Origin of the sequence: Streptomyces sp. SJL17-4 (assembly GCF_036826855.1) — a bacterium.
In the GTDB taxonomy this organism is placed as follows: domain Bacteria; phylum Actinomycetota; class Actinomycetes; order Streptomycetales; family Streptomycetaceae; genus Streptomyces.
The window spans coordinates 2,089,983-2,101,701 of sequence record NZ_CP104578.1 but is presented as its reverse complement, the minus strand read 5'-3'; the positions used below and the strand labels follow the sequence as shown (position 1 = coordinate 2,101,701).

Genomic DNA, 11,719 nt, shown 5'->3' with positions numbered 1-11,719 from the left:
CCGGTCGCCCCGCAGGTCTTCCTGCCGGCGACCGGCACCGGGGCCACCTGACGAGAAATGTGGTGAGGAAATGTTCGACGTCGTCGAATATCTGCGGTGCATAGGTCATGAGGGAGAGGCGAAACCGGATCTCGACACGCTGCGGGCGCTCCACAAGAAACACCTCATGGCAATTCCGTACAACAGCGTCAGCTCACTCACGCTTCCGCCGTCGGAGGGGACCGGAGTCGCCCTGGTCGACATCGACGAGGACGCCACATTCGACGCGGTGATCGCCGAAGGCCACGGTGGCGGCTGTATTCAGCTCAGCCGCCTCTTCTTCCGGCTGCTCCGGGAATTGGGTTTCGACGTCGCCCTGATCGGCGGCAGCACCGTCGAAGGGGCGCAGGTCTTCGGCACGGAGGTCGAGCACATGCTCCTCCTCGTCGCGCTGGACGACGAGCGGTGGCTCGTCGACGTCGGATACGCGGGACCGTCCTTCCTGGAACCACTGCGGGTCGGTGAGGAGATCCAGGTCCAGTACGGCGTCCAGTACCGGCTCGTCGAGGACGCCGGGCACCTCGTCCTGCGCCGGTGCGCGCAGGGCGGCCGCTGGCACGTCGTCTACCGCTTCACGCTGGCCGTCAGGGAGCCCGACGCCTGGTCGGAGCTCGAGGGCAAGGTCAACGAGAAGCTGGCCGCGACGGAACCGCACGCGGCCGGCGGGTTGATGCTCTGCAGCCGGGCGGTGGACGACGGCCAGGCCATCCTGAAGGGGCGGCGGTACCTGACCGTTCGGGACGGCCGTGAGCAGGTACGTACTCTCGTCGACAACGCCGAGTACGAGAACCTCGCCGCGGGCATCCTCACCGGGCCCGTCGGCTGAGCGGCCCGCCGTGTCCTACGTGACCACCCTGCTTCCCCTGCCCGTCGAGGATCTCGCCGCGGCCTTCGCCGACGAGGACTGCGGCCCGGCGCACGCCGTCCGGGAACGGCTCCGCGCCGCGCCGCCGCTCGTGGCGCGGGCCGAGACGGAGCTGCTGTCGGTGCGGCTGGCGGCGGTCGCCAGGGGCGAGGCGTTCCTGCTCCAGGGCGGTGACAGCACCCGGCCCGCCGCGGGGGACCCGCAGGTTCACCTGGAGGCCAACCTGCGCGTGCTGCACCAGACGGGCGTCGCCCTCATGTACGCGACCGGCCTGCCGGTGGTGAAGACGGCCCAGGTCTGTGGGCCGTACGCCCGGCCCCACGGCCTCGCCGACGACGGCATCGCGCGGGACCACGCACTCTCGGCGCCGATCATGAACCTGTTCCGGGGGCTGTGCCGCGGCGAGTCGCCCTCCCTGGACCGGATCCATCGCTGGAACACCGAGTTCGTACGCACCGCCGCCGGCGCCCGCCACCGGGTCCTGGCCGATCGGATCGGCCGCGGTCTGCGCTTCATGGAGGCCGGCGGCTTCACCGACCACACCGCGCGCACGGCGGAGGTGTACACCTCCCGCCGGATGGTGGCCCCGGACGACGAGCGGGCCATGATGCGCCCGGACACTGAGGCCGACCGCCCGGCGGGACGGGACACGTCGACCCCCCGCCCGATGGGCCAGGACGCCGCGCCCGCCGGCCCGGCGACCTCGATGGTCAGCGGTTCGGCGCACTTTCTCTGGCTCGACGCGCGGACCGCCCGCGCGGACGCCTCGTACACGGACCTCGTCCGGCGGGTGTCGAACCCGGTCGGACTGCGGATCGGCCCCGACACCACCGCGGCACACGTCGCCGATCTCGTGGAGCGCCTCGACCCGCGCGCCGACCCGGGGCGGCTGACCCTGACCTGCGCGATGGGGGGCGGGCGGGTCCGCGACCTCCTGCCATCGATCGTCGAGCGGGTCGAGGCGACCGGTCGGCAGGTCGTCTGGCAGTGCGACCCGGTGCATCGCAACCCCGGGGAATTCGAGGGCGCGCTCGACGAGGTGGCGGGCTTCATCGAGGTGCACCGCCGCCTGGGCACGCACCCGGGCGGACTTCGCGTCGAGACAGCCGGGTCGCGCGAGAGCGCCGGGTCGTGCGAGAGCGCCGCCGGGGCGCGACTCACCGGGTCGCACGCCGTCGAGCTCGGCTTCCACACCGCCGAGCTGCTGGGCACATGAACCGAACCGCCCCACCCCGAGGCGGCGCGTTGCGCGGCACATGCGAAGAGGCGGTGCCCGGGATCTCCCCGGGCACCGCCTCTTCGTCGGTCAGCGGACGGCCGCCCGCCTCACGGCCAGGTGAGGACGAGGTTGCCCCGTACGTCGCCGTCCGACAGGCGCTTGAACGCCGCGGGCGCGTCCTGCGCCGGCAGCACCTCGTCCACCAGCGGCCTGATGCCCGTCGTGTTCATCAGCGCGATCATCCGCGCGTACTCGTCACGCGTACCGCTGAACGAACCGACGATCTTGATCTGATGGAAGTAGATGCGGTGCAGCCGCGCCGGAGACACGTCACCGGTGGTCGCTCCGGCGACGACGACCGTGCCGCCGTTGCGCACGCTGCGCAGTGAATGCGTCCAGGTCGCCCTGCCGACGCTGTCGATGACGGCGTCCACCTGCTCCGGCAGCTCGGTGTTGGGCTCGAACGCCTCGTGGGCGCCGAGCCGTCGGGCCAGATCCCGCTTGTCGGCGGTACGGCTCGTGGCGTAGACCCGGAGTCCGGCGGCCGCGCCCAACTGGATCAGCGCGGTGGACAGTCCGCCCGCGGCGCCCTGCACGAGCACCGAGTTCCCGGGGAGCAGTTCGGCCTTGGTGAACAGCATCCGGTACGCCGGCAGCCACGTGCACATCAGACAGGCGGCCTCCTCCCACGTGAGGTGGTCCGGGACCGGCAGGAGGCTGTGGGCGGGCGCCGCGATGTACTCGGCGAGCGTTCCCGGCCGCGCCCCGACGAGCTGCGCGGCCGGCAGGACGAGCGTCTCGTCGGTCGTCCCGGGCGGCGAGTCGAGTACGGGGTACAGCGCCACCCGACGGCCGTCCGGATCCTCGCCCGCTGCCTCGCAGCCCAGGATCCGGGGGTACTTGTCGTGGTTCAGCCCGACGCCCCGCAGGGTCCACAGGTCCTTGTGGTTGAGGGAGACGGCCCGGACCCGGACGCGTACCCAGCCCTCGGGGACCACGGGGTCCGGGCGTTCGCCGATGACCAGCGCCGACAGCGGATCGTGGTCGTCGGGACGGTCTGCGTAGACGGCTTTCACACGTATGCCCTCTCGCGTCGTGCCTGAATGGGCGGGGGATTGTCGCGACAGTGCATGAATCTCCTCACGCAGGGGTCGGTCAGCAAGGGAAGGCGAATTCAGCACTTTGTCGGACGCACGGGATGTGGAGTCCTGTCATGCCATTCGGTGACGCTAGTACCGGGAAGTAGGCCCGCACCATCCCTCAGCCTGGTAGGACCCGGCGGCACCTTCCCGCACCGCTCGTTTTCTTTCCGGACGTCCCGCGCGGAACTGTCAGGCCGGGGGATGTGGAAGTCCCCTGCCCCGATTTAGCGTGACGGTGCCGAGCCCTGTCTGGAGAAATGATCTGTATGCGACGCAAGCTGTCTCTGTCGGAAATCCTGTACGTCGGTGAGATCAGGACCCTCGCGACGACCGTCTGCACCGTACGCGGTGAGGTCGACGAGGAGTTGCTGGCCGCGGCGTTCGCCGCGAAGGTCGCCGAGCACCGCTCGCTCCGCAGCCGGGTGGCCCACGACGGCGACGAGGTCTTCCTCGAACTCCTGGACGAGGAGGAGCTGCCGCGCCTGGAGGTGCTTCCGGCCGGACCCACCGACCTGACCGACCAGCTCAACCGGCCGCTGCCGGCCGGCGGCCCCCTGGTCCGCGCCACCCTCTTCCGCGGCGACGGAGAGTCGACGTTCGTCCTCGGCATCGACCACGTCATCTGCGACGGACACAGTGCCACCGTCCTGTGCAACGAGATCTGGAGCGCGTACTCCGGGATCCAGGACGGTTCGTACGAGGCTCCGCGGGCCGCGGGGGAGTCGTGGCCGGTGGCCGTCGACGATCTGCTCGCGCCGAGCTCCGAGGAGGATCTCGACGCCTACGTGAAGGACCGGACCGAGCGGACCTCCGCGCACCCCCTCGCGGTGCTCCCGTTCACGGCGAACGCCTCGTCGCAGGACGGGCCCCTGATGGACGTGAAGCGCGTCCGTCTGACCCGCGAACAGACCAGCGCCCTCGTCGCGTTCGCCAAGAGCGCTGGCGTCTCCGTGCACGGCCTGGTCGGGGCCGCCCTCCTGGTCGCGGTCCGGGACGGCTACGGACCCGGCTACGGCAGCGACCACCGGCTGAGCTTCGTCTCGCCGGTCGATCTGCGGGCCCGGCTGACCCCGGCGCTCGGCCGCGACGTGCTGATCCCCGCCGCGTCCTGGTACCTCGACGTCATCGACGTACCCGCCGGAAGCGACCTGATCGAGCTGGGCCGCCGGATCACCGGACAGCTGCGCGACGCCATCGAGCGGGGCGAACCCGCCCGGGAGCTCCAGGCCCTGCCCCGGCTGCTCGCGAACCCGTCCGTACTGACGGCAAGTCTCGTCGTGCCCAACGTCGGCAGCGTCGCGGGGCCGCCGGCGCCACGCGGTCTCGAGATCACCGACATGCGCAAGTTCGCCATCTCCTCGAAGTGGGTCCCCGAGGCCGGCGCGGGCGCGCTGGTGGCGTCCCCGATGACCGTGTACGGCCGTCTCAGCATCGAGATGCCGTACAGCGCCAAGTGCTTCACCCCCGCGCGGATGGACGAGATCCACGATCACGTCCTGGCCACCCTGCTCTCCTTCGTGGAGCGCGCCCCGGTGTCCGCGGCCTGACGCCGACCCTGTCGAGAGAGGAACGAACCATGGCAGTCGCAATGGTGACCGGCGCGGCGCAGGGCATCGGCGCCGACGCGTCCGTACGGCTGGCCGACCACGGCATGGACGTGGCCGTACTCGGAGCGGACGAGGCCGCGCACGCCGACACGGTGCGGCGGATCGCGGAGACGGGGCGACGGTGCGTGTTCGTGGCCGCGGACGTCACCGACGCGGGCTCGGTCGATCTCGCGCTGACCCGCGTCCGCGCCGACCTCGGTGATCCCGGCGTCCTGTTGAACTGCGTCGGGGCCGTCGACCGCGGTCCGCTGCGCGAACTCTCCGACCAGGACTGGACCGAGGCCGTCGGCGGCCCCCTGCGAGGGGTCTTCGTCACCAGCCGCGCGGTCGTCGACCCGATGATCAAGAACGGTGGGGGCCGGATCCTCGTGCTGGCCGACGTCGCGGGCGGCGACCGGCCGTCGGCGGCGCGGAACTCGGTCGTCGAGACGGGCCTCGCCGGGTTCACCAGGACGCTGGCGATGGAGCTGCGGCCGTTCGGCATCACGGCCAACGTCATCGCTCCCGAGCCCTCCGTGACGGACCTGACCGCCGCCGCCGCGTCCGGCGCCGGCGGCGGCTCGGCGTACGCGGCGGGGGCGCTCGACGCCGTATGGTTCCTGGCCGGCGCGGAGGCCTCGGCGGTGTCCGGCCAGATCGTCCACGTCGCGATGACGGCGGGACGGCCGTGACGTCGTGCGTGACGGCCCTGATGCCGTGCGTGTCGGCATGACGGCGAGCGCACGGCCGTGAGGCGGTACGACGCGCGGTACGACGGAGCGGGCCCGGAGGATCTCCGGGCCCGCTCCGTCGTACGCGACGCGCTGCTCAGTCCGTCACCAGCGGACGGGCAGTTCGACCATGCTCACCACCGTGGAACGGCCCCGCAGCGGGACCTCCTCCAGCGGAACAGCCAGTTCGAGACCGGGCAGTTCCTCGACCAGCGTCCGCAGCCCGGCGCCGATGACGATCCGCGCCAGGTTCTGGCCGAGGCACATGTGCACGCCGTATCCGAAGGCCATCTGTCCCGACGTGTCGCGGTCGAGATCCAGTGCGTGCGGGCAGCCGAACTTGGCCGGATCGCGGTTGGCGGCGGGCAGCGACACGGTGACCGTGTCGTCCTTCCTGATCGTCTCGCCGCCCAGCTCGATGTCCTCCAGCGCCGTACGGAAGATCTGGTACTGGTTGACCGTCGTGTAGCGGAGCAGTTCCTCGATCGCGTTCGCGGACCTGGGGTTCGCCCGGAACTCCGCGAGCCGTTCGGTGTGGTGCAGCAGCGCCAGCGTGCTGCACGTCAGCGCGGCCTCCGTCGTGGAGTAACCGGCGACGAACACCAGGAGGATCATGTTGGTGATCTCCTGGTCCGTCAGCTCACCGGCGGCGATGAGCCGGCTCAGCATGTCGTCGCCCGGCTCGTTCCGCTTCCGCTGGACGAGTTCGCGCACGTAGAAGAACGACTCGCGCCCCGCGGCGAGCTCGTCGTCCAGCTCGATGCTCTCGTCGTTCGAGGTGTCCGGCAGCTGGGCGATCTTCTCGCACTCGTCGTACGGAATGCCGATCAGCTCACAGATGACCTGGAGGACCAGCGGCCGGACGAAGGAGGCGACGAGATCGGCCGAAGTGCCCTGCTCGCGCATTCCCTTCAGGTGCTCGGCGGCCAGGACGTCGACGCGCTCCGCCCACTGGTTCATCCGGCGGGTGGTGAATTCACCGGTCAGCAGCTTCCGGTACTTCGTGTGCTCCGGCGGGTCCATGTGAATGAACATTCCGGGCATCACCGGCAGCGGCGGAATCTGCTTGCCCTTTTTGGTGATGGGGAAGTGGCCGATCCCGTAATTGTGGCTGAAGACGGGATTGCTGAGGATCTCGCGGGACAGCTCGTGGCCGGTCACCAGCCAGCCGACATGGCCGCTGGGGTACGTCATTCTCGTCAGCGGCCGTTCCCGGCTCAGGTCCAGCAGAAGCGACGGCGGATCGAAATGATCCGTGCGGTCCCAGTGCTGCTGATAGGTTATCGGCTCGCTCATCGCGGCATCCTTCTCGATATCGGGCATACGCAGTGGGGGGTGGGGATTCGCCGACCGGCCGTCATCGGGCCGACGGCCGCAGCCAGGCGCCGATGCGCTCCTGGACCTCCGGCGGGAAGACGTCCTTCGGCACCATGCCGTGGACCGTCTTCGGGGGCAGCGCGCTGTACGAGGAGCCGCGCTGGTCCGCGTACTGCGTGATCCGGAAGCTCACCGCCATGCCGCACAGCGCGTACGCCTCGGCGGCCGTGATCCCCGCCGCGGCCGGCAGCCAGGCCACCAGCCCCCGCAGGCAGGCGAGGAGCGCTTCGTCGAGGTCGGCGGCGAAGCCGAAGCCGATCCAGTGCGTCTCGGTCTCCGCCAGCGGGCCGTCGAGCGCGACGGACTTGTGCAGGTCGTAGCGGATCCGCAGATCCTCCGCGGCCGACTTGATGCCCGTCTGGTCCACCATGCCGTCACCCTGCGCCGCGTGCACGTCGCCGACCCACACCCGCCCGCCGGGCTTGGCCACCGGCAGGAACAGCGAGGACCCGACGGTGAGTTCGCGCAGCACCAGGTTGCCGCCGTGGGGGCCGGCGAGCAGCGCGCCGACCGGCTCGTCCCCGGCCGGCTCCACTGCCATGATCCCGAGGAACGGCGCCAGCGGGATCGTGGTCCCCTGGGCGTAGGCGGCCGTGCGACGCTCCTCGTCGAAACGGAAGTAGTGCATGTACGGCTCGGTGAAGTCGTCACGCAGCGCGCCCGACCCCGGGTGCGAGGCGTTGCAGCCCCAGTCGCGGGTACGGAGCGCGGTGAGCCGGCACTCGATCACATCGCCCGGCTCGGCTCCCGCGACCTCCACCGGCCCCAGGAGCGGAAACGGATTGCCGGGATTGCGCCGACGCACGTCGACCAGTTCCTCGAAGGACATCCCGAACGCCAACTCGTTGTTCCAGTTGGTCCAGGTGTCGGGATAGCTCACCACATCGCCGGATTCAATCTTCGCGACCGCCGGGGCACCCGGGTCGAGTACGCCGGAACGCACAGTGACAGGTGTCGACTCGACCGTGTGTATCTCCATGGCGTACGACGCTAGGACAGGCGTCGTACGAATATCAAGGCATTCCGGCGGCGTTCTCACGACTACCAGACCTGGGGATGTCGGCGCGTCGGCTCCACCTCTATCTTGAGATCTGGTGAACGTCCATCTCAGCGGGCCGATACGCGAGGCCGGAACGCCGTGCCTCAATTGACTGATGCGCTGACGGCCTCGCTCCCACGAGCCGAATGGAGAACGTGGTTGCAAGGCAATAGTCATTACGTCCGGCAGATCCTGGACGCCCTCGGCGCCAATCCCCTGAATACACCACTCATATGCGAGGACGTGCCCACCACCGCCGGATCTCTCGCCGATTCGGTCACCTCGGCCGCCCAGGTCATGCGTGCGCAGGGCGTGGGCCTCGACAGTGTGGTCGCCGTCCTGACCCACGCCAACACCCCGGCGACGCTGATCCTGCGCTGGGCGGCGAACCTGCTCGGCGCCACGGTGGTCCACCTCAGGGGAGTCAACGCGGTCAACCCGCTCGACCAACTGCCGCTGGAACTCCAGCTCGACATCCTCACCGACGTCGGGGCCACCCTGCTGGCCGTCGACGCCGACAACGTCGGCCGCGGCCGCGAGCTGTGCGACGCGCTGAAGACCCGTCCGCTGCTCGCCGGGCTCGGCGCCTTCGGCCCCGACGTCGTCGACCTCACCGCCGCCCCCGCCGACGCCTTCGACCCGGAGACCGCCGAGGCCGGCGACATCGCCGTCGTCACCTACACCAGCGGCTCCACCGGCCGCCCCAAGGGCGTCAGCTGGGCGTTCGCGGTGAAGAACGACATGGTGGCCACCTCGGCGGCCCGCGGCGTCCCCGCGAACTGTCTCGTCACCGCGCCGCTCACGCACTCCAGCGGCTTCGCCGCGGACGACACCGTCATCACCGGCGGCCTCGTCGTCCTCCAGTCCGCCTTCGACGCGACCGAGGTCCTGCGGGCGATCGGCCAGTACGGCATCACCCGTCTCGTCCTGTCCGCGCCCCAGGTGTACGCGCTGACCGAGCACCCCGCCATCGGCAGCACCGACCTGTCGACCCTGCGGGAGCTCTTCTACACCGGCAGCGCCGCCTCACCGGACCGCATCGGCAAGGCCGTGGAGGTCCTCGGCCCCGTCATCATGCAGGTGTACGGCACCAGTGAGAGCGGCCTGATCAGCCTCCTCCTCCCGGACGACCACCGCGACCCCGCCCTGCGGGCCACCGTCGGCCGGCCGCCCGAGGCCGTACGCGTGACCATCCGCGACACCGAGGACGGCCGGATCCTGCCGGCCGGCGAGCCCGGCGAGATCTGCGTCATCTCCCGCTGGTCGATGGAGCGTTACTGGAACGAGCCCGAGCTCACCGCGCTCACCGTCCGCGACGGCTGGATCCACACCGGCGACATCGGGCACCTCGACGACGCCGGATACCTGCACCTGCACGGCCGGATCGCCGACGTCATCAAGACGAACGGCATCAAGGTCTACCCGGCCTCCGTCGAACGCGCCCTGCTTGACCACCCGGCGGTCGCGGAAGCGGCCGTCTTCGGCGTGGAGGACGTGGACCGGCTCGAACGGATCTTCGCCGTGATCGTCCCGACGGCGGGTGCCGCCCCGGACGCCGACGAGCTGCGCCGGCACGTCGCCGAGCGGCTCACGCCGAACCACGTACCGGCCGACATCGAGCTGCGCACCACCCTGCCGGTCCTCGCCCTCGGCAAGCCCGACCGGCTGCGGCTGCGCGCCGAAGCCCGGGAGCGGCTCGCGGTCACCGACGCCCGCTGGCCGGTGGCCTGACATGCCGGACAAGCCCGACGCACCCGCCGTACCCGGCACACCTGACATGACGAATCCGAACACGACGACGGGCGGTACGACCGCGTCGTCCGGGACCGCCCCCCTTGAGGAGAAGGACGGCATGGCCACCACCACACACGGCACGCGGAACGACAGCGGCCCCGGAGAGGCCCCGGTCACCCTCGCCGAGCTGCTGGAACGGCGGGCCAAGGACCGTCCCGACGCCACCGCGCTCGCCTCCGCCGGGGAGACCCTCACCTACGAGGAGTTCAACGGCCGCGCCAACCGGCTCGCCCGGATCCTCCTCGCCCACGGCGCGGGCCCCGAGAAGCTGGTCGCCCTCGCCCTGCCGCGCTCGGTCGACATGGTCGTCGCCACCCTCGCGGTCGCCAAGACCGGCGCCGCGTTCCTGCCGGTCGACCCCGCCTACCCGGCCGACCGCATCGCCTTCGTCCTCGCCGACGCGGCCCCCGCCCTGGTGGTCACCGACCGCACCTCGGCCGACCGGCTGCCGCCGAGCACCGGAAGCGACCGGCTCGTCATCGACGAGCCGGCGACCGCCGACCGGATCGCGACGGCCCCCGACGCGAACCCGGCGCTCGTCGAACTGGACGCCCCCCTGACGGCGGCCGGCCTGGCCTACGTCATCTACACCTCCGGCACCACCGGCACGCCCAAGGGCGTCGCCGTCACCCACGGCGGCCTCGCCGGCCTCGCGGCCGCGACGGTCGAGCGGATGGCCGTCGACACCGACAGCCGGCTGCTCCAGTTCGCCTCGCCGAGCTTCGACGCGTACGTCTTCGAGCTGCTGGCCGTCCTCGAAGCGGGCGCCACCCTCGTCGTCCCGCCGCCCGGCACCCTCGCCGGCGAGACCCTGACCGAGGTCCTCACCGGACTGGACGTCAGCCACGCCGTGCTCCCGCCGGTCGCCGCAGCCAGCGTCCCCGCCGAGGAACTCGGCGGAATCCGCAGCCTGCTCGTCGCGGGCGAGGCGTGCACCGCCGAACTCGTGGAGCGCTGGACGGGGCGGGACCGCCGCATGGTCAACGCGTACGGCCCGACCGAGGTGACCGTCTGCGCCACCATGACCGAACCGCTGACCGCGGCCGGGACCCCCTCGCTCGGCACCGCGATCCCCGGCGCCCGGGTCCACGTGCTGGACGCGGAACTGCGCCCCGTGGCCGTCGGGGAGACCGGCGAGCTCTACGTCAGCGGCGACGGCCTGGCACGCGGATACCTGCGCCGCCCCGGCCTCACCGCCGAACGCTTCGTCGCCGACCCCTTCGCGGCCGACGGATCCCGCATGTACCGCACCGGCGACCTGGTCTCCCCGCGGCCCGACGGCGGCCTCGACTTCCACGGCCGCGCCGACGACCAGGTCAAGCTCCGCGGATTCCGCATCGAGCTCGGCGAGGTGGCGAGCGTCCTGGCCGGGCACCCCTCGGTCGACCAGGCCGTGGCCGTCGTCCGCGAGGACCAGCCGGGCAGCCGCCAGCTCGTCGCCTACGTGATCGTCGGCAAGCTCTACGGCAAGCCCGCACCGAGCTCCGCCGAACTGCGCGAGTTCGCGGCCCGCAGCCTGCCGGAGCACATGGTGCCCGCCGCCTGCGTCACCGTCACCACCTTCCCGACGACCCCCAACGGCAAGCTCGACCGGCTGGCCCTGCCGGCGCCCGAGACCACCGCCGACACCGCCGGCCGGGCCCCCGGCAACCCGGCGGAAGTGGCCTTCGCCGCCATCTTCGGCGAGCTGCTCGGCGTGTCCGAGGTCAAGGCCGACAGCAACTTCTTCGCGCTCGGCGGCGACAGCATGCTCGCCATCACCGTCATCCTCAAGGCGCGCGAAGCGGGCTACTCCATCTCGCCCCGCGAAATGATCAGCAACCCGACCGTCGAGGCACTCGCCGCGGTCGCGAGCGGCGCCGACGCCGCGGCGCAGCGCTGAGCGCGACGCCCCGGCCCCCTGCCGAACCCGCCGACGCGCAACGCG

At 71.3% G+C, this 11,719-nt stretch carries 9 protein-coding genes; 6 read left to right on the top strand and 3 right to left on the bottom strand.

The window, feature by feature from the left end:
* Positions 1-70: 70 nt before the first annotated feature.
* Both N5875_RS09225 and N5875_RS09220 read left to right on the top strand, forming a co-directional pair.
* Positions 71-865, top strand: a complete 795-nt coding sequence (locus N5875_RS09225) for an arylamine N-acetyltransferase (protein ID WP_318207415.1) — start codon at positions 71-73, stop codon at positions 863-865.
* Positions 866-884: 19 nt separating this feature from the next.
* Complete coding sequence (locus N5875_RS09220; protein ID WP_318207414.1) at positions 885-2,120, top strand: 3-deoxy-7-phosphoheptulonate synthase; 1,236 nt, start codon at positions 885-887, stop codon at positions 2,118-2,120.
* 110 nt (positions 2,121-2,230) lie between these two features.
* On the opposite strand, the gene N5875_RS09215 is transcribed toward N5875_RS09220, so the two are convergent.
* Positions 2,231-3,199 (bottom strand): zinc-binding dehydrogenase, encoded by a 969-nt coding sequence (locus N5875_RS09215; RefSeq protein WP_318207413.1) that lies wholly within the window; start codon positions 3,197-3,199, stop codon positions 2,231-2,233.
* A 332-nt stretch (positions 3,200-3,531) separates the two neighbouring features.
* Here N5875_RS09215 and N5875_RS09210 point away from each other — a divergent pair, with 332 nt between their 5' ends.
* On the top strand, positions 3,532-4,812 hold the full coding sequence (locus N5875_RS09210; RefSeq protein ID WP_338492896.1) for a condensation domain-containing protein: 1,281 nt from the start codon (positions 3,532-3,534) through the stop codon (positions 4,810-4,812).
* Between the two features lie 29 nt (positions 4,813-4,841).
* A complete protein-coding gene (locus N5875_RS09205; protein ID WP_338492893.1) occupies positions 4,842-5,543 on the top strand; it encodes an SDR family NAD(P)-dependent oxidoreductase in 702 nt (233 codons plus the stop codon).
* Positions 5,544-5,687: 144 nt separating this feature from the next.
* Here N5875_RS09205 and N5875_RS09200 read toward each other — a convergent pair whose 3' ends face one another.
* Together N5875_RS09200 and N5875_RS09195 are read right to left on the bottom strand one after the other, a co-directional pair.
* Positions 5,688-6,878 (bottom strand): cytochrome P450, encoded by a 1,191-nt coding sequence (locus tag N5875_RS09200; protein WP_318207410.1) that lies wholly within the window; start codon positions 6,876-6,878, stop codon positions 5,688-5,690.
* 61 nt (positions 6,879-6,939) lie between these two features.
* Positions 6,940-7,938, bottom strand: a complete 999-nt coding sequence (locus N5875_RS09195; RefSeq protein ID WP_318207409.1) for an acetamidase/formamidase family protein — start codon at positions 7,936-7,938, stop codon at positions 6,940-6,942.
* A gap of 159 nt (positions 7,939-8,097) precedes the next feature.
* On the opposite strand from N5875_RS09195, the gene N5875_RS09190 reads away from it, so the two are divergent.
* Together N5875_RS09190 and N5875_RS09185 are read left to right on the top strand one after the other, a co-directional pair.
* Complete coding sequence (locus N5875_RS09190; protein WP_338492891.1) at positions 8,098-9,729, top strand: AMP-binding protein; 1,632 nt, start codon at positions 8,098-8,100, stop codon at positions 9,727-9,729.
* Between the two features lie 121 nt (positions 9,730-9,850).
* Complete coding sequence (locus N5875_RS09185; protein ID WP_338492888.1) at positions 9,851-11,674, top strand: non-ribosomal peptide synthetase; 1,824 nt, start codon at positions 9,851-9,853, stop codon at positions 11,672-11,674.
* The last annotated feature ends 45 nt before the right edge of the window (positions 11,675-11,719 follow it).

Excerpts from the sequence above, each read along its gene's own strand:
- N5875_RS09185 (WP_338492888.1), top strand. The coding sequence starts at position 9,851 with ATGGCCACCACCACACACGGCACGCGGAACGACAGCGGCCCCGGAGAG.
- N5875_RS09205 (WP_338492893.1), top strand. The coding sequence starts at position 4,842 with ATGGCAGTCGCAATGGTGACCGGCGCGGCGCAGGGCATCGGCGCCGAC.
- N5875_RS09195 (WP_318207409.1), bottom strand. The coding sequence starts at position 7,938 with ATGGAGATACACACGGTCGAGTCGACACCTGTCACTGTGCGTTCCGGC.
- N5875_RS09200 (WP_318207410.1), bottom strand. The coding sequence starts at position 6,878 with ATGAGCGAGCCGATAACCTATCAGCAGCACTGGGACCGCACGGATCAT.
- N5875_RS09225 (WP_318207415.1), top strand. The coding sequence starts at position 71 with ATGTTCGACGTCGTCGAATATCTGCGGTGCATAGGTCATGAGGGAGAG.
- N5875_RS09210 (WP_338492896.1), top strand. The coding sequence starts at position 3,532 with ATGCGACGCAAGCTGTCTCTGTCGGAAATCCTGTACGTCGGTGAGATC.